The sequence below is a fragment of the Metabacillus sediminilitoris genome (assembly GCF_009720625.1).
GTDB classification, from domain to species: Bacteria; Bacillota; Bacilli; order Bacillales; family Bacillaceae; genus Metabacillus; species Metabacillus sediminilitoris.
Map to the genome: position 1 here is coordinate 4,021,584 of NZ_CP046266.1, position 18,951 is coordinate 4,040,534.

The 18,951-nt window shown below is 29.4% G+C and carries 15 protein-coding genes; 1 reads left to right on the forward strand and 14 read right to left on the reverse strand.

Going from position 1 to position 18,951, the window contains the following annotated elements; genetic code table 11:
* Positions 1–70 precede the first annotated feature (70 nt).
* The 8 genes from GMB29_RS19320 to galE all read right to left on the reverse strand — a co-directional run bounded on the left by GMB29_RS19320 (position 71) and on the right by galE (position 8,068).
* Complete coding sequence (locus tag GMB29_RS19320; RefSeq protein ID WP_136353075.1) at positions 71–1,879, reverse strand: ABC transporter ATP-binding protein; 1,809 nt, start codon at positions 1,877–1,879, stop codon at positions 71–73.
* Between the two features lie 122 nt (positions 1,880–2,001).
* Entirely contained in the window at positions 2,002–2,457 is a 456-nt protein-coding gene (locus GMB29_RS19325; RefSeq protein WP_168733831.1) for a lasso peptide biosynthesis B2 protein, read from the reverse strand.
* A gap of 26 nt (positions 2,458–2,483) precedes the next feature.
* The gene (locus tag GMB29_RS19330) at positions 2,484–2,783 is read right to left on the reverse strand and encodes a lasso peptide biosynthesis PqqD family chaperone (protein WP_136353079.1); all 300 of its coding nucleotides are present in this window, start codon (positions 2,781–2,783) and stop codon (positions 2,484–2,486) included.
* Positions 2,780–3,715 (reverse strand): aldolase, encoded by a 936-nt coding sequence (locus GMB29_RS19335; RefSeq protein WP_136353081.1) that lies wholly within the window; start codon positions 3,713–3,715, stop codon positions 2,780–2,782. The genes GMB29_RS19330 and GMB29_RS19335 overlap by 4 nt, the downstream gene beginning before the upstream one ends.
* A gap of 243 nt (positions 3,716–3,958) precedes the next feature.
* Positions 3,959–4,090 carry a paeninodin family lasso peptide gene (locus GMB29_RS19340; protein ID WP_136353084.1) on the reverse strand — a complete coding sequence of 44 codons (132 nt, stop codon included), beginning with the start codon at positions 4,088–4,090 and terminating at the stop codon, positions 3,959–3,961.
* Between the two features lie 14 nt (positions 4,091–4,104).
* Positions 4,105–6,045, reverse strand: a complete 1,941-nt coding sequence (locus GMB29_RS19345) for an asparagine synthase-related protein (RefSeq protein ID WP_136353086.1) — start codon at positions 6,043–6,045, stop codon at positions 4,105–4,107.
* Positions 6,046–6,408: 363 nt separating this feature from the next.
* Positions 6,409–6,777: a DUF5658 family protein gene (locus tag GMB29_RS27495; protein WP_319941393.1), complete on the reverse strand. Its 369-nt coding sequence runs from the start codon at positions 6,775–6,777 to the stop codon at positions 6,409–6,411.
* Between the two features lie 241 nt (positions 6,778–7,018).
* Complete coding sequence (gene galE, locus GMB29_RS19355) at positions 7,019–8,068, reverse strand: UDP-glucose 4-epimerase GalE (RefSeq protein WP_136353090.1); 1,050 nt, start codon at positions 8,066–8,068, stop codon at positions 7,019–7,021.
* Positions 8,069–8,580: 512 nt separating this feature from the next.
* On the opposite strand from galE, the gene GMB29_RS19360 reads away from it, so the two are divergent.
* The gene (locus GMB29_RS19360) at positions 8,581–10,917 is read left to right on the forward strand and encodes a right-handed parallel beta-helix repeat-containing protein (RefSeq protein WP_227551394.1); all 2,337 of its coding nucleotides are present in this window, start codon (positions 8,581–8,583) and stop codon (positions 10,915–10,917) included.
* 738 nt (positions 10,918–11,655) lie between these two features.
* On the opposite strand, the gene GMB29_RS19365 is transcribed toward GMB29_RS19360, so the two are convergent.
* From GMB29_RS19365 to GMB29_RS19390, 6 genes are read right to left on the reverse strand one after another with little or no spacing between them, the layout of a single operon-like run.
* On the reverse strand, positions 11,656–13,200 hold the full coding sequence (locus GMB29_RS19365) for a lipopolysaccharide biosynthesis protein (protein WP_136353092.1): 1,545 nt from the start codon (positions 13,198–13,200) through the stop codon (positions 11,656–11,658).
* Between the two features lie 16 nt (positions 13,201–13,216).
* A complete protein-coding gene (locus GMB29_RS19370) occupies positions 13,217–14,401 on the reverse strand; it encodes a glycosyltransferase (protein ID WP_136353094.1) in 1,185 nt (394 codons plus the stop codon).
* A complete protein-coding gene (locus tag GMB29_RS19375; RefSeq protein ID WP_136353096.1) occupies positions 14,398–15,528 on the reverse strand; it encodes a polysaccharide pyruvyl transferase family protein in 1,131 nt (376 codons plus the stop codon). Before GMB29_RS19375 ends, GMB29_RS19370 begins: the two co-directional genes overlap by 4 nt.
* Entirely contained in the window at positions 15,525–16,757 is a 1,233-nt protein-coding gene (locus tag GMB29_RS19380; protein ID WP_136353098.1) for a glycosyltransferase, read from the reverse strand. Before GMB29_RS19380 ends, GMB29_RS19375 begins: the two co-directional genes overlap by 4 nt.
* 24 nt (positions 16,758–16,781) lie before the next feature.
* On the reverse strand, positions 16,782–17,735 hold the full coding sequence (locus tag GMB29_RS19385; protein ID WP_136353100.1) for a glycosyltransferase family 8 protein: 954 nt from the start codon (positions 17,733–17,735) through the stop codon (positions 16,782–16,784).
* Positions 17,736–17,763: 28 nt separating this feature from the next.
* Positions 17,764–18,936, reverse strand: a complete 1,173-nt coding sequence (locus GMB29_RS19390) for an acyltransferase family protein (protein WP_136353102.1) — start codon at positions 18,934–18,936, stop codon at positions 17,764–17,766.
* Positions 18,937–18,951: the final 15 nt, after the last annotated feature.

Here is an 18,951-nt window from a genome sequence, read left to right on the forward strand (position 1 = left end):
ATTATCAGATTAGTGTGAAAACACCCACAAATAATAAGTGAGTGTTTGAAGAAAAATGACCAAAAGAAATTTATTTTTCAATTACTTCTAACTGATTATTTAAGAGATGACCGAACATACTCTTCTTCTCTTTTGCCAATTGATTAAACCCGCCCTTTTGGATTACTTCTCCTTGATTAAGCACAATTACTTGGTCTGCATTTCGGATTGTTGAAAGACGGTGAGCTATAACGATAATTGTCATCTTCCCTTTTAATTGCTCTAATGCTTGTTGGAATTTTTTTTCGTTCTCAGAGTCTAAAGCACTTGTCGCTTCGTCTAGAACTAGGATAGAAGGATTCCTTAAAATAGCTCTAGCTAGAACTAATCTTTGACGCTCTCCACCAGAAAGTCGGATTCCACGGTCACCGATTAATGTATCAAGTCCCTGAGGAAGCTTCTCAACAAATTCAGAAGCAGAAGAAAATTGCAGCGCTTCCCAAATTTGCTGATCAGTCGCATTTGGTTCAACTAACATTAAGTTTTCTCTAATACTAGAATTAAACAAAAAGGGTTCCTGGGGCACATAACTTATAGCACGTCTCAATGACAATAGTTTGTTACTTGTAAAAGATTCTCCATCAATCAATACTATGCCTTTTTCCGGTTGATTGAGACCCATTAACAAATCAATCAAAGTACTTTTGCCAGCCCCTGAACGACCAACAACTGCTGTCATTTGATAAGCTGGAAATGAAACATTAATATCTTTTAATGCATATGTTGAAGAATCACTTGGATTATATCGAAAGTAAACATTACGACATTCAATTTCATCATTAACTTGAAGGGGAATTGTATTTTCATCATCCCCCACCTCAGAAAGAAACTCCCTAGCCATTATACTTTCATTTTGTAATTCTTTAACTGCCTTAAAGGCAGGAAGAATCGTTGCAATTTGTTCCATCGACCCTTGAATACCTGCAACTCTCGGCCATAATCTCGAAAAAATGACTATTATTAACATCAATTGACTAGCTTGAGCTTCGAACATGTTTATTGCAATAAATATAAATATTGCAACTAATAAACCAGATGCGACTTTATAATAAAATTGTGACTTTGTTTTTAATTTTGTATATTCAACTTGCTCTTCCTGCATGCTTTTCGTTATGGATCGATACCAATCTAGTCTAGATTTTTCCAATGTATTACTTTTAATATCTTTTATACCATTGATTTGATCAGTAATACCTGCTAGATAGTTCTTTCCTAAATGGAAATTTCTATTTCCAAGTGCTAATGATTTTTTTAGAAATTTCCGATTAAAATAGATTAACGCTAAACCACTTATTAAAACAAAGATCGTTATATTTGGTGAAAGCCAAAATGCAAGAGCAATCTGAATAAATGTAAAAATAAGAGAAGATATAAACTGTAAAAATGACTGTGTACCAGCACTTGTTCGAGTAATTTCTGTCGTTAATATATTAATGAGATCAGATTTTCTATTATTAATAAAAAAATTCCAATTTGCATGTATTAATGAATGATAGGTTTCTAACCGTAAATATCGTAAAAATCCATTCTGAATGATAGAATTTTGAATGGTAATATGGCTTTGGAGTAAATTTTGACCAACGACAATAATGACATAAATGCCTAAAATAAGTGGCAAGCTAAATGAACTTGGTATATCTTGTAAGAAAGTAAATAAATGAATAAAGGGTATTCCCTCAGCATCCATTACTAGAATTCCACTCATGCTAAGCATTGGAATTAATAATAAAATACCTACTCCTTCTAGCAAACTAATAAGTACCATTGTTACAAGATTAAAGTAAAGAATACTTCCAGAGTAGGAATGTATCATTTTAAGAAAATAAAACATCTCTTTCACAAATGGGTCCCCCTAGGGTAATATGTCTCCAATGAAATGTAAAAACATTCTCTATTATTGATTCAAGTAATTAATCATGTAAGTGATCTTGAAACAAAGGCTTGTATATTTAGTTCAATAACTTATTTTCCAATCCTTTTTGCAAACTTACCAACAACTGTAAATCTTTCCATCACTTCAAAACCAGTGATATAATGAGGACCACTTCGTAACCATGCATGAGCAACTAGTTCCCCTTTCTCATCTCGAGCAGTACCTAAATAAAGTGTACTCTCAATATTACGCTTTTCTAGCATTTTCATAGCTGCTATAGCTTTTACAAGACATTGACTTTCCCAGAATGTGTAACGACTCATTAAATTAATGGCCCTAGAGATACTAGATAAAGTCTTATTATACGAGGGCGTAGGATTGAAAGTTGTTTCTTCCATTTGATTACCTAATGTTGGTGCCATCTTTGAAAAGGGAATACTTTTCAAATATCGAGCCCATCCTAAATAGAAAAAAGATTCTATTAATAATTTTTTTGTTTTCCAATCCATCGATAAAAAAATCCATACTTTTCTCAATGCCTCAATATCCTCTCCAAATAATGTAATAAGAATTAAGATGTTTTTTCCACTTGAATTAAACCTTCGTCGTATAATGACTTTAAAAAATTCAATACCTGTTCCGAACACTCACTTTCTTCTACTTCATAATGAGCCATCAACCCTTTAACTAATTGTTCAATTGAAATGGGTGATTTTATTAGTTCCCATATCTTGCCGCCAAGATCACCTAAATTATAATACTTACCATTTTGAATGCTTAAAATGACTTTTTCATCGTCCATATCACTGACAATGTTCCCCTCTACCTGACAAATAAAGTTTGAAATTGATAGACTTTGAATTTTTATCATATAACTTTTTCCTCCCCTTTGATAGTTGATAAGATCAAATCTGATAATTCATGTGCTGTAAAACGAACTGTTGGACGACATAATTGATAAAATGATATTTTGTTAACTATATTTGTAGTGGTATGAAAATGCCACTGCATTAAACCAGAACGTATAATAAAGGAATTACGATATGTATGTTTAAATAATGTATGCAATCTCTGAAGTTTTTCAATAGATTGTATGGCAATCTCATCATGCTCGTTTTTAACTAATTCAAATATTCCTGCTAGTGGTAGCTGATTGGAAGCAAATTGGTGTGCAACTGGAATTGCAAATTTGGTATCTCTTAAAACAATTGGTTGGAATTCTTTTGATTCCATTCCAAATTGATTCAAGCTTTCTAACCAAAGTTTTTGTTGTGGATATGTTGGTGTTACGACAGGAATATGATTTCCTAAAAAAGAGATTGGAATGACATCATCACTAATGAGTTTATACCCTTTATCTAACAATGCAGAAGCAAGTGTTGATTTACCCGCACCCGAATCCCCTACAATTGCATATGCCTTACCATCAATCGCTATTGCGCTACCGTGTAAAGGGAGAATGTTTCTTTGTAATAAAATAGCCCCCATACAAGTACCAAGGATATAAAGTCTAATTTGTTGTTCATCGATTGTTCTTATAGGAGAAACAATAATCTCTTTCCCATTCTTTACAAGAAAAATCGCAACATCAGGTACTCGAAAAAGTATAAAATTTTTCTTTACGAAGAAATATTCATTTTCTTTTACCTGTTCCAACCATAACTTGGATAAGTCATCATTTTCGATAACAATATCCACTTCATCGTCCTGAATAGTTACTTGATTTAATTCCGGCAGATGAAAATAACTATATATACTCAATCCAAAAGCTTTATAGGTGATTCCTTTTGCAGTCTTATCCATATTTCCTCCGCTACATTTTTCCTTAAATCTATTTATTCTTATTTTAATGTCTATTTACACCTTCGATTTTTATCAATTCAAAAATAGTATCTTAAAAGCCCCTATACTCTTCTTATGTATAGGAGCCTTGATACAAGTAAACCCTTTTTTACTAGTTTCCTACAAGGTATCATATGTATGAATTCCTAGTAGATCTAAAAGTTAATACATTTAAAATAAATCTAATTTTACTTTTTTAAAAAATCAACTAAAAGTAAGGTCTTTTTTAGGAGTGTTTTCAGGGAAAGCAGCATCAGTATAGTCGCCATCTTCTCCTAGCATTGTCATATTTACATCAAGCACTTCTAATACAGGTTTTTTCCATTCTTTTCTCATGTTCTCACCTCCTTTCAAGCAAATTTTTTAAGAAACCGATAAACAATTAAACAACGCATCAAAATTTTATAGTCTGGATTAGTCGCATATTCTATACTCGCTCCTTCTTTTGTCTTTGTTAGAGCCGTTTTAATTACATCACCATCAATAAATTCTAAAACTCTTTTATCGTTAATTAGCTGTTGTAGTTCATCTAGAAATGTATCCCAATAAGGTATCATTCGATAAATCCAATCAACACCTTGAACACCTCTAGCACGCTGGTTTAATCTAACATTATCTGGTAAAAGGTTTTCTGTTGCCCTTCGAATAAGTGCTCGATCTAATCCATTTTTTACATATTGGTCTTCAGGTAATGATAAACAATAACGAATGACCCGAATATCATTAGTTGGATCTCGTTTACTAATGGAATAATGTAACGATAGCTTCGCAGCAAGAGTATTACTCGCGTTCCATTGAAAGATATCTTCAAAATGTCTTTTTCTTTCATTATATAAATTTGACTTTGGATACCAACCATTTTCTTGAATACCAAACTTTTTCAGTTTTTTATATACTCCAGATTTCTCCGCAAATTCTGGATTTATAATAGTTGGAAGCCTATAAGGCTTACCTTGAGGAATAATTTTATCAATAATTGGAAATCCGACTCTTGCTATGACGGGTATCAAACCTAGTCTGGCACCACCAATTTTTTCACTATATAAATCTAGTTCCTGAAAAAGGCGAAACCATTTAAATTTTTTTAAAAGAATTGCATAATAGTTTAGAGCGGATCCCCAAGATATAGTAAAGTTCCCTCTATCACCATTGAGCAGTACTCCAACATCTTTTTCTTTAGCTTCCTCAAACATGCCTTTTAGCCAGAATGAGTTCTCAAAATACTTGTAAGGCATTTCTAATACTTCTAACAAACTGTCTATTTCCGAATAAGAGTTTCGATCTCCAAAATCTAAGTAGTGATCATTAATTCCCCCTACATATTTAACAGTTGAGTGAACAAAAGGCCTTTCATCCGGAACTAATTGCTTTGGCGTAAAATCTTTAAAACCCTTAGCGGGAATATAACTAAAAGTATGTATAATCTTATTTTCTGATTTCATAGCTTTTCTAGCAAAGCTGACAACTGCACCTGAATCCAAACCTCCGCTTAATTGAGCACCAACATTAAGATGAGTACGTAATCTTGAATTTACTGCTTTTTGGAAAACCTCGTGGAATGCTTCTACGTACTCATTATCTGACGTTAGTTTCAACTTTTCTCCTGGAGTAATAGTACAATATCTTGATAGCGATATTTTATTTTCGCTCACAGTAATACTATGAGCTGGTGGTAATTGCTCTATATTTTTATAGGGAGTGATATTAGAATCGACTGCATCAATCGTTCCTGATATTACTAAGTATTCAGCAAGCCATTGTTCATTTAATTGCTTATGAAGATAAGGTAAAGACAATAGAGGAGCGATTACTGTACAAAAGGCGAATTTCCCTCTATTCTGATAATAATAAAGTGTGCGAGTGCCAGAAAAATCCCTTGCTCCAAAAAGTAGTCGTTTTCTCCCATCCCAAATCATATAAGCGAAATCACCAACTAAATACTTAGGAGAATCCTCTCCCCATTTATAATAAGAAAGTAAAATTAACTCACTATCAGTTATTGAACTTCTCTTAAAAGAGGGAACTTGTAATCTCTCAAACAATTCTTCACGATTGTCAATTATTGCATCTGCTGTGATCGCTGCTTTTCTTTCAGTATCATAATATGGTAATAATTCACCAACTGATTCTGGTGTAATCCATTGTAAATGGCAGCCGAGAAAAATGTTCTCGTCATTCCATGTTCGAACATCATCGGCGGGAAACTTCTGCAAAGCTTTCATTACTTTTCCGGCTTGTTCTAGATCTATTGGTTCCTCGTTCAAGTGATAAATTCCAGCTACTGCACTCATATTTCCCTCTCCCATAAACAAATAAATGAATTGCTTAATTACATAAATATTATATTCTTATTAAAGAACAATTTTCACCACAAAGCCTTAATTCTATTGTTTATAACCTTTTACAATTTTTATTTAATCTTTTGATTAAGTGTTTCCTGTATTTGTCGATATGTCTTCAATCCTCTTTGCTGAGTTATCCTCTTATCTATCGACGATAAATTTACTGAATGATTAACTACTTTTGCTTTAACTTCTTTTAATTCATTTGCACAGTGTGGACATTGCCACTGCCCTATAAAAGAACTACTGTAGGACTGGCTCATACATCGAGAGCATTGTTTTGTATACAATAAATACTACCTCCCCTGTTGACTAAACAAATGCAACATAAAGCCATAACCCATGAAAGAAAAGAATAATTGAATAAGCAATTGCTCCACAAAGAGTCAACATATAGAACCAATTACCATCTGGAAATTTATTCAAAATCACAAGTGTATATAATAGAAGAGAGAGTATAATTTTAATGATTAAGAAATAAATTGGGTTATGATCATATAACCATTTCATTATCATGTTTGCCTCATCAATCAAATGTAGATTTAGCCCTATGTAAGTTAAAATCCCATCAATAATATTTAAGAGAGCCAGATAAAAACATACATACGAAATCTTAAAAATATTTTTCCAAGAACTAATAACTTTCATTTTCGTTCTTAATAATGAACTTATGGACAACATATTTTGATTTCTCCGTTGATAATAATATTTATCTACGATCCACAATATGCAAATTTTTTTATAAAATATTGTTTCTTAATTTAATTTCTTTATTAAGAACATCATATCATCTTTTTAACGAACAATAAAGTTTTTTTGTATATATTGTACTAGAACTTTTGTCTTGAATTTTTGGATAAAGGATAAATCATGTTGAAAGATGAGAATCGTGAAAAATCATAATAACGATGCTAATTTCTAATTATAATGTGACATTCAGTTGTTTTAGTTCTTTCTTTGCTTCATCGTATCCATTTGGATTATTCGATTGCCATCGCCATGAATCCAAGCACATTTCTTCAAGAGATTTTTGAGCAATCCAATTTAATTCATTTTGAGCTTTTAAAGGATCTGAATAGCTAACTCCAATATCACCTGGTCTTCGGTTAATGATTCGATAAGGGATTGATCTACCTGTCACCTTTTCAAAAGCATGAATCATTTCCATGACACTATACCCTGAACCTGTTCCAAGATTATAGGCACTCACACCTGAAGATGACATAACCTTTTCAAGTGCTTTTAAATGGCCAGCTGCAAGATCAGCGACATGGATATAATCTCTAACCCCTGTTCCATCATGTGTAGCATAATCATTCCCAAAAACCTTAAGCTCAGGTAATTTCCCTACAGCTACTTGAGTTATATATGGGATAAGATTATTTGGAATACCGTTAGGGTCTTCTCCAATTCGTCCACTTGGATGAGCTCCCACTGGATTAAAGTAACGTAACAATGCTATGCTCCATTTGTTATTAGCAACATATACATCTCTTAATATTTCCTCAATCATCAGTTTTGTTCTTCCATATGGATTAGTTGCTTGAAGTGGTAATTCTTCAGAAAGTGGGACCCGTTCTTGCAAACCATAGACGGTTGCTGATGAACTAAAGACCATGTTATGTACACCGAATTGCTCCATTACTTCGCATAAGTTTAGTGTTCCTGTGATGTTGTTGTGATAATAGAGGAGCGGAATGGTAACTGATTCTCCAACTGCTTTTAATCCGGCGAAATGGATAACAGCATCAATATTGTTTTCTGTAAAAATTTTAATTAACTCTTGTTTATCTAATAAATCTGCTTGATGAAATTTAAAATCCTTACCTGTAATTTCTTTGATTCTTTCTAATGCTTCATGTTTGCTATTCAATAAGTTATCAAGAACTACAATTTCATATCCAGCATTTAGTAATTCAACACATGTATGGGAGCCGATATAGCCTGCTCCACCAGTAATCAATATTTGCATCAATTAAAACCTCCTATAGTTAGATTTTTTACTAATATGGTTTGTTTATTTGATAAAACAATAGTTAATTTCCATACACAACGTTCCTAATATAGAACAAACTTGCACAATTAATCCTTTTACATATTAGATGTTTGTTTTAAATAAATTAAAATTTCAAATTTACTACGATTAAATTATCTTTTCGTTCACAATAAAGAACGCACTTTCATTTTACACCTCATTAAAACTTTCAGCAACCAGAAATTGAATTCTCAAGTATAGAATTCTTTTTCAGATTTCAGATCAACTTGATATTCGTCTCTGAAATAAAAATAGAAACAATTATTTTTAGAAACTATTACAATGTTTGACCTATTTGTTGTCCAATCAAAGAAAAATATTAATACATATGATATAGAAATGTTCTACAAAAAATCACAAATCTATAGATTCAAATACATTGTTTTTTCTCCTAACTAAAATACACTCGAAGGACATTTTAAGACATCAAATAAAGGATGTGATAAAAGTTGTATATTATTGAACTGGATAGGTGGAATATTAAGCAAGGTTTACCTAGTAAACCTTATACAGATACCGATTATATAAGAGCAGATGCGAATATTCAAGGAATCAATAATGCAATACAATACGCGAGTGCAAATGGCTTTAAACATGTGATTTTACCAAGAGGTCAGTATGCACTATGCTATCCAAGAGAAATTAAAATAGTTAGCAATATCACCTTTGATTTAAATGGTTCAACTTTAAAAGTCATTTATGATTCCAATCGGAAATCTCCGTTTGATACTCGAATAACTACTGATTACTACAAGTTTGTTGGAAATAGTATATCCTTTGAAAATGTCACTAATGCACACCTGATTGGAGGTACAATCATAGGATGTAGAGATGACCGCAATTTTTCAAATACTGTAGAAGAAAGTAAAGTAGAAAACTCCTATGGTGTTATTTTTCAAAAAAGTACGAGTTATTCTTCTATTAAAAATTGTGTTGTTAGAGATTATATGGGCGATAATATCACTTTTTCTAGCTCGTCAGTAAGGCCAGTAGCAGTATTTAATACGGGTCTTACATTAAATGCTATAGATTATACAACAGGTCAAAGTATACCTTCATCTAATACATTGACTACAAATTATATTAATATTCCTACTGATTCAGTATTTTCTTCCTTTCTAATAGCAGGAGCTGGATATACAAGGCTTACGGCCTTAAATAATAAAGAAGTTGATGTGTTTTTTTACAAGGAAGATAATACTTTTATAGGCGTTCTCAAAAAAAGAAAAATTTATACTTCAATTTCCATTCCTAAAGCTGCATCAAAAATAAGAATGCTCTTTGCAAATGAGACAAACCCGTCTAAAAACCCTAATATCACATTACATTTCGGATTAATTCCTCACCATAATATAGTTGAATATAACGAAGTCTTTAATGGTCATCGAGGAGGTATTACTCTTGGGGGAAGTTATAATATTATTCAACATAATGTAATAAGAGATAATGGTAAAGGAACGAATAGTTTTTTAGATAGCAAACCAGTTTTTAATTCTTCTACAAGATACGCTGTTAATCAAGAAGATTCTTATGGTGATAACTGTGTAATTAGAAATAATGTAATTTATGGCAGTAATCATGGAATATTAGCTGGATGTTATTCAATACAAATCGAGAATAACCATATATATAATATAGATTCTATAGGAATTAATTTGTATAGCTTAATGTATGCAAATATTAGAGGAAATGTAATATATAACTGTACAAATCCTTTTGGATTAATGAATTCTAACTTCGAAAATGCATATGTTAATTTTTGTGAGAATAGTATTTATGGTGGTAGAATGAATATTAATACTAACGATTTATATACATTAAACATTTCTAACAATATCTTTGTTGATGTTATGTATATTAATATGGGAAGTAACAATTTAGACAATTTATTTAAGAATAATCATATCAAATTTATTAACGTTTTAGGGTCTCCAATTATTATTGTCAATAATATAGAAAATTGTTATTTTGAATCAAGAACATTAATAGATGTTATTTTTCGGGTATATAAACAAAATGGATGCGTCTTTAACAATATAAAGATAAATATTCAAACAAAGAATCAAGTAACTATGAGTGAAAGTGTTATAATTGATAATTGTGAATATACTAACAGCATTCTTAACAATCATATTTCTGGTACAAAAGACCGTGAAGTTAGGGTGACTAAATCTGAATTTAAAGACTCAGTAATTAAGGTTGGGAATATTAATACAGCAGGTTTTTCTGCAATAACAATAATAGAAGATTGTAAGTTAATAGCGAATACATCGAAAAATCTATTTTCAACAGACTTTAACCAACCTAATGGTCTCATTAAATTGATCCGTTGCAATATTGAAATTACAAACCCTAATTTCTCTTATCTAATTGACCATGACAAATCAGTAACAGATACCTTTACTTTATTTTTAAAAGAATGTAAGTTTAAATACTCTGGCGGTACTCCATTAAATCTAACTTATTATGATAATGCAATTCCTATGATTAAGTTTATATCAACAGATAATATGTTTAATAACATTATTTTACCGAACGAAGATCCAGCAATCTATGTTGGCTATGATACTGATAACACCTTCAAAGCTAACGTGACTTTAGAATTAGAGGGAGATATATACACAACTACAGTTGATCATAACTTAAACACACTGGAACCTTATGTATTATGTATATCTGATACATTCCAGATTATACAACCTAATATTTCTATAATAAATAATAATTCAATCAACATTAAACATTCAAAAAACACCACTTTATTAGTTACAATTAAAAAATTGTAACTAAATCATTTAGTTTTTCAGGTTCCAATCAGGATGAGAAATAATCACTCATCCTTTTTCTTTTCTAAAAGGATCAGAGAGGTAATTGCTTTATTGAATATAGTTAACTATTAGTCCATGTAAAAAAATAAAATCTCCCTGATCAAATAGTAGTGACACAAACAGAATGTAATGTGCGGTCTTTTTTTGTGGTTCTACCCTGTACAAAAAAATGTTTGAGTGAATTTGGTTTTGGCATGACAGCTCAAGAGAGTTTTTATTTAACTCAAAAAAAAGATTTTCTCCTTTCTCTTTTTATTAAATTGTGTGTTTCTCAAAATGAAGTAAATCATTTGACTTCTTTTTAGAAAAGCTTTACTTTTAATTAATTGAATTAAACAATAAGACAAACACGAAACGAAAATTATTAACGGTGTATAAAGAATATTCCAAATTAAAGTTTTTGAGATATACTCAAAATTAAAAAGAGTAAAAAGATTTGTAACTAAATTAATAAAAAATAAATGGATTACATATATCCCAACTGAATTTCTACCTAATTTAGATAGATTTGAATTCTGGCCCTCGTATCCCCAAACTTTTCTTTACTTTAATAAGAATAATTGATCTTTTACTAACCAGTTAACTTAAATATTAATCATTCCTCAACTTCAATTGCCTTTGAGATAACAATAAGGTATATATTGTTAAAATTTTCTATTAAAAAGAGATTAAAAGAAAAACTAAAATCAAAGATTTCTAGACTATTGATTTTAGTTTTTTTCTTAACGACTTACTAATAACAACATTTAAAGCTAACCTTTTAAAATATAAAAATTCATCATTATTTCTAAAAAACAATAAATAAATAAAGTTTATTATAATTATATTAATAATACAGTTGGTTGCAAAAGCATATATATTAATAGTTTCTTTTAAAGGAAATGTTACTACGTGAGTAATTACTAAAGGAATTAAGCCAATGAATAGATACTTAAAATACATTTTAAAATATTCACTTAACTTCTTATTAAATATATATTTATAAACCATCTTAGGTTTAACCCAAAATATTACCAATATATTACTGAGTAAAGTTCCTAAAAAAACACCTGGTAAACCAATTACATTAACTAGGATTACAGATGCAACTAAGTTTATTACCAATTCAAAAAGAGGAGCATATCTATCTTGATGATAAATACCTCCTCCTTCTTTAAACCTTTCTACAGATCCTCGCATTAATATAAAGTAAAAATTCACTAAAACTACACTAATAGTTAGCATATCTAATATTTGATCTTCACCTAGCCATAATTGTACAAATTGTTTAATTGTGTTTGATAAAGAAATAGTTATAAAAGATACAATCCAAAAACTTAAAAAAAATAACCTTTTATGCACACTATAACTATTTTCTGTCTTTTCTTCCGTTAATAGATTTCCGACACTTGCGGTTACCCCAGTAAGCGCGGAAGTAATTATTGTTTGAAAAGCACCAATAACTAAATAGTAACTATTATAAATACCTACAACAGTTAAATTTATATAATACGATATTATCAAATTATCTGTACCGAGAACTAACACTCCACCAATTTTATGTAAAAATAATGCTTTTATATTTTTAATCAAAGATTCTTTTTCTTCTTTACTTATAAATCCCTTTGTTTTTTTAATCCAGTTATATTTATTATTTATATAATAATTCATTATTAAGTAATATAAAAAATTAATACTAATTTGAATTAGTATATATAAATAAAAACTCGGGAAAATCATAAGCATTGTATACTGTAATATTGATATTATTAGCTTTGAAAGAGTTGTTGCTATAGATATTTTGTAACCCTCTTGTGCAACATTAATTATGGATAATTTATAAGAAAAAAAGTAACCTATAACTGTATCTATTAAAAACAATATAAAATACAGCCTTGCGTCCAAAATACTGAATTCATTTTTTATAAATAGATCCAAAAAAGGAATTAATAATAAACCTAAAATAAAAATAAATAGACCAACTATTCTATAGAATTTAGAATAATAGTTTAAATAACCTTTTACTTTTTCTTTATTGTCTTCAGCAAAAGGTTTATATAAAGAATAAATTATAGCACTTCCAATACCTAATTCTACAATTGATAATAAACCAATAATATTAGTAAATAATGAGCTTAAACCTAAAAACTCATTACCTAACGAAACTAAAAAGGCTTTTCTAACTATAAAAGAAGGTAAAAATCCTAATATGATAGTCAGAAAATTAACAAGTACATTTAAACTCGCCTTTCTTACCCTCATTAATTCACCTTCTTTTTTAACTAGATTCTAACAACAAGTTCACTTTATAGATTTCTTCCTCTGTTCCAACCTTCTCATTTCTTAATCTTAGGCAAATATTATCTCTTAAATTTTTATTCTCAATTAATTGTTTAATACCTTTATATACACCTTCTGAATTCATATTAACAATTATTCCATTTTGCCCATTAATAAGCTGATTGTGAACAATAGGAAAGTTAGTAGCAACTATAGGCTTTTGTAATATCCTAGCCTCGGCTATTGCTAAACCAAATCCCTCAAACCTAGATGGTTGAACATATATATCACACTGATTTAATAAAGTATATGGATTATGAAATGTACCTAAAAAGATAAATGTATCTTCTAGTTCAAACTCCCTAACCATCTTTTTCAACTTATTTTCAATGTTTCCTTCTCCAATTACATACCATTTAAATTTATACCCATGTTTTTTTAACATGTAGCATGCTTCTATTGCCATATCATAGCCCTTTGCTTCAACTAATCTCCCAATTGTTAAAATTTTAAGGCCATTAAAATTGTCATGAAAACCATTCCCCTCTGTTGCCATGCGCTTTATTAAGTTTGGAGACAAAATATCATAAACCACACAAGTTTTTTCTTCCGCTATAGGCATTTCTTCTATAAAAACCTTATTATTATAATCAGAAACAGTTATGATATTATCAAATTGTTCATAATAATTTTCATCAAATTGTTTATTATAACAAGCAATTTTATAGTCTGTATTTATCCAGCATAATTTTTTATCTGCTTTTACTTTTTCTCCAACAAAGTAAGTTGGTGATCCTTGACTATAAGCTATTGCAACATCATATATACTTTCTAATTCATCTATACCGTTAGAAATTGATTTCCAATTAATTTGAGAGGTGTGAAATTTTCGCTTGTAATAAGGATTTCTAAGATATATTGATCTTTTAATTCTATAATATATTCCTTTCAAATTACCATTTTTGAACATACTTCTTAATCCTAAGCTTTGTTTTTTTATAAAATTTGGAACATCTAATACATTTACTTTCTTTGGTAATAAAGGTAAATAAAGTCCTTCCTGAGAAAACATCAATAAATCGACTTCATATTTCTTAAAATCAAGCATAGAAAGAAGTGAAATAAGACTTTTTTCAGCCCCTCCACTATTTAATGAATCTATTACAAATAATATCTTTCTCATAAAATATTTCTCACCTTCTTAGGTTCAGACAAGACATCCTCTAGAAATTTCTGAGAAAATCTTATTTTTGAGTCTAATATTTTTTTTGTCTCCTTGTAGTCTATTTTTTTTAATAATTGATCTAAATTATAATTTTCACTAACTAATCTTTCATTTAATTTTAAATCATCTAATAAATCTCTCATCCTAGTATTTATATTTTCAGTTCGATTAACAATAATAAAATCTTTTTCGTAAATTATCGAAAATACTGCAGCATGAAATGAATTTGAAATAACAAATTCCGCATTTCTTATTAGAGATACAAAAGTTTCCGGTCCCTCAAAAATATAGTATTTATCTGCATATTTTAGCTTATTTTGATTTATTGTATAAATTTTACAAACTGTTTCATTACTAATTTGTTTTGCTATTTTCTTAATTAAGTCACTATTATCAAAATCATAAATTAGTATATATTTTTCCTTAATTTCTTTAGTTCCAATTTTATTCCAATCTTCTTTTTCTAATAAAAATACTGGATCAATAACATTTACGGCTTTATTTACACCTAATTTTTTTACAATTTCAACACCACTCTTTTCCCTTAAGCTTACACCATCTAATTTCTCAATTCTTGATTTGACTATATTTTTATATTCATCAGGTATTTCATCAGTTGCAAAACTTGCTGCATACGATACCTTAATTTTTTCATTAGGTACGAAATCTAAATAAAATGCTGGATCTTTACCATTCTTATGTAAGCAATTCCAAATTTGATCACTACCACAAATAAATACATCTGCATTCGGTATATTTCTCTTTAACTCTTCATTTGATGTAAATCGTGATTTTGTTACTCTTAAATAATTAGAGGTGAATTGATCAAATACTTTTTTTCTTTTTAAACCAGGAATTCTACTTGGAATTTTAATTGTCAAATAAATGAATTTTGTGAAGAAATTTCTATTCCATTTAGGGTTACTAATGGAAAATATATTATAATGATTGCTTAAATAATCTGGTTTATAATCAATAATTTCTACATCATGCCCCATTTTCAGTAAATAGGTCATTAATCCGTAGGCCTGTAGCGAAGCTCCATGATTGTAAACATCATGGCATGTTATAGTACAAATTTTCATAATATCACCTTCTTATTTTCTTCCTTATTCTCTAATTGATTTAATAAATTATACAATTTATTAATTTCAGAGATATTACCATAATCTTTTTTAATACAGTTATTTGATAACTTATTTCTTAATTTTAAATCCATATATAATCTTTTTATCGCATTTACTATACCTTCGACTGATAAATCACAAATTAAACCATCTATTCTATCTTCTAATTGACTATTTGCTGTAGGATAATTTGTAATTATAACTGGTTTCTCAAGTATTTGCGCTTCTCTCACCGTAACAGCTTTACCTTCATACCTCGAAGGTTGACAATAAATTTCACAATTCTTTATGAATGGATATGGGTTTACTTTTTTTCCTAATAATATAAACTGATCTGTCAAGTTGTTATCTTTTATTAATTGTTTTAAATAAACTTCTTCCCCACCATAACCAACAACATACCATTTTACTTTATAGCCCGATTCTACTAGTTTTTTACATGCTAAAATAGCCATGTCAAATCCTTTTGCATGACTTAGTCTTCCCACTGAGCAAATTTTTGTAGATTTATCATGAATTATTTCTGTAATTTCCTCTTTTGCCTGTTCTCTTACGAATGTTGGTGATATGATATTTTCTAATACTATAGTTTTATGTTTAAGATTAGGAAATACCTTTAAAAATGAATCTTCGCACGCCTTTGATACATTTACAATATAATCTAATTTACTCCACATTTTTTCATCTAACTTTTTATCTGGATTAACAATTGTAAAATAATCGGTGTGATTCCAACCAATCTTTTTCTTTGCTTTTACCTTATCTAGGATAAAGTTATGGGGTCCTAAAAAACTTATCGCCAAATCATATTCATGATTTAACCTTGGTAGTCCAGGCATCGAATAAAACCACGTATATTGCATTTGCTTATAAGTTCCTTGATCTTTCTTTTGACCCCTATTTTTCATCTTGCTTTTAAATTTAGCAGCAATTCTTGCACTTCCTAAAAAAAAATGACCTTCTTTAATAATATCTTTTACTGGTCTTTCAAAAGTCGTATATTGTTTAATTGTTGGCAGTAAGTTTACTTCCTTAGGAATAAAACGTAAAAACTCTCCTTCCTGTCTATACAAAAATAAATCTACATCAAATTTCTTATAATCAAAACTCTCTAATAAACCAATTAAACTTCTCTCAGCCCCACCAATGTGTAAGGAGTACATGCTTATTAAGATTTTCTTTTTCATAAACCTTCCCCTATCTAGCCTAAATTACTTAAAGATTAGATTACAAATACCATTAGCCATTTTAAAAGGCAAATGGTTATATAGAAAAGCTACAGTTTTTTCTCCTATACTCCTTTTGTCCTGTATTAACTCTGTTTCTTCCCATGGAGTCAAACCAAGGTACTTTTTATAAAGTGATGCTAATGGATGCTTACATCCCTTTATCCAAGGTCTATTTACAAATGCTGGTGTATAGTGAATAAATACTGGATAATTAATCGCTTCCTTCAATTCTTCCTCGCTATAGTAATCTTTTAAACCATAATACTGCATAATTTCTTTTCTGCTCATTGAAAAGTATGTTGACATACTATTGTATTTCGGATGTAGGATTAAGAACTTATTATTTAATACACCATTTATTGTCCCTTGATCATGATGGAATACTTGCCCTTTATACGAATCTATAAACTTTATAAACTTTTCTTCAACCCGCTCTTCTCGCCACTTTTGAAGATTAATTAAAAGCATGCCAGCATTTAAATATGGACTATATAATTCCATATTAATTTTTAATTTCGTTTCATCACTTACTGTATCGCATACACCAGCTACAAAATATTTACTTAAGTCTAAATCCCATAAATCCTTTAAACTACTATTAATGATTGAATCACAATCTAAATAAATTACTTTATTAATGTCATCATCAAGCATACTTGATAGAAATAATCTTGCGTAAGAACTAATCGAGATTGAATTTCCAATATTTAACTTAGGTTTATTTGAGAATTCTTTAAAATTAATAAATTTAATTGTCCTTTTGTAATTCTTACAAATTAATTTCAAGTTATTTTTATTTTCTAAGGAAATATTATTTTCAATAAGATATACATCGATATTATTAAAGTCATCATTATTTTCAAATAATGATGTCATAGAAACTCCTACATGCTGAGCATAGTTATTATCACTAGAGTACACAACATTTAGATTCATTCATAACCACCTCTTAAAATTTTTTATTTTAAACGTTTTTGTAATTCTCTTTACTTTTGTGTATAAATTTATCTATTTCTTTATCCATAGTTTTTTCAGCTAGAACTCTACCAAATTTTATACACGGGTTTTCGATTAAATAATAAAATAGAGCAGATACTCCTATACTTAATACCATTGATCCTATTAGAATTTGCCATATTGGTATTAACCCATAAAGAATATGTACACAACTTAATAGAACAATAAGGTGATATAAATACAAACTATATGATATTTTTCCTAAGAATATTAATGGTTTTCTCATTAAAAACCATGCTACTTTATCTGAACCTAACGCAGCAGTGATAAAACCAATTGCTCCTAGTGCTTGAAAATATTCTTCTATTATTAAAAGATATGGACCAAATATAGGTGAGATTAGTATTTCAGGAATGATTGTATCAGCAAAGTTATATATGATGACTGACATGATTAAAAATATCCACTTATTAGGGATAGTTAGTTGTCTATAAAAATGGATTATTGTAAATCTATATTTAGCTACTAAAACACCGAGTATAAAAATAGAAAGATAATGAATTGTAGTAAAATAATTCGTAAGAAGCCCCATAGAGATTTGGAATTGAAAAATATTATTTAATCCTGATAAAAATGATAGTGCAAAACATAATAATAAACTATACTTAGCCTTTATATTCTTTATAAATAAAACAACAAAGGGGAAAATTATCGAAATCCTTAATTCGTGAACTAAAGACCAGATTACATTATTAAATGTATCTGTATGTATATTCCTTAAAATAAATATGTGTTCAATAATAGAATATAGATTGGGTAGTTCTGTCCAGGATGAATTAAACCAATCGCTAAGCCCATCAATCGTGCCTCGAAAAAAGAAGATAGATGATATCATTGCAGTTGCGATTGCCACCAAATAAGGGATATAGATCCTAAAAACACGTTTAATAAAATAAGAGATATATAATACATTGTTTTTATTCAAAAATGCTAAAGATAGGACAAACCCACTTAAAACAAAGAAAAGCATTACTGCAGCATGCCCATTTGTAAAAAGTCTAAGTGGAGATCTCATTGCTTCAGTAAAAATTTCTGTTTTAACAAGTATAATATGAGAAATAAAAACACAAAGTGCTGCTAAACCCCGGATTGAATCTAATTGTTCAATACGATTATTCATTTCCTTCTCCTGACA

Coding starts and splice junctions, on each gene's coding strand:
- GMB29_RS19330 (WP_136353079.1), bottom strand. CDS start 2,783: ATGATAAAAATTCAAAGTCTATCAATTTCAAACTTTATTTGTCAGGTA.
- GMB29_RS19335 (WP_136353081.1), bottom strand. CDS start 3,715: ATGGATAAGACTGCAAAAGGAATCACCTATAAAGCTTTTGGATTGAGT.
- GMB29_RS19340 (WP_136353084.1), bottom strand. CDS start 4,090: ATGAGAAAAGAATGGAAAAAACCTGTATTAGAAGTGCTTGATGTAAAT.
- GMB29_RS19345 (WP_136353086.1), bottom strand. CDS start 6,045: ATGAGTGCAGTAGCTGGAATTTATCACTTGAACGAGGAACCAATAGAT.
- GMB29_RS27495 (WP_319941393.1), bottom strand. CDS start 6,777: ATGTTGTCCATAAGTTCATTATTAAGAACGAAAATGAAAGTTATTAGT.
- galE (WP_136353090.1), bottom strand. CDS start 8,068: ATGCAAATATTGATTACTGGTGGAGCAGGCTATATCGGCTCCCATACA.
- GMB29_RS19365 (WP_136353092.1), bottom strand. CDS start 13,200: ATGAGGGTAAGAAAGGCGAGTTTAAATGTACTTGTTAATTTTCTGACT.
- GMB29_RS19370 (WP_136353094.1), bottom strand. CDS start 14,401: ATGAGAAAGATATTATTTGTAATAGATTCATTAAATAGTGGAGGGGCT.
- GMB29_RS19375 (WP_136353096.1), bottom strand. CDS start 15,528: ATGAAAATTTGTACTATAACATGCCATGATGTTTACAATCATGGAGCT.
- GMB29_RS19380 (WP_136353098.1), bottom strand. CDS start 16,757: ATGAAAAAGAAAATCTTAATAAGCATGTACTCCTTACACATTGGTGGG.
- GMB29_RS19385 (WP_136353100.1), bottom strand. CDS start 17,735: ATGAATCTAAATGTTGTGTACTCTAGTGATAATAACTATGCTCAGCAT.
- GMB29_RS19390 (WP_136353102.1), bottom strand. CDS start 18,936: ATGAATAATCGTATTGAACAATTAGATTCAATCCGGGGTTTAGCAGCA.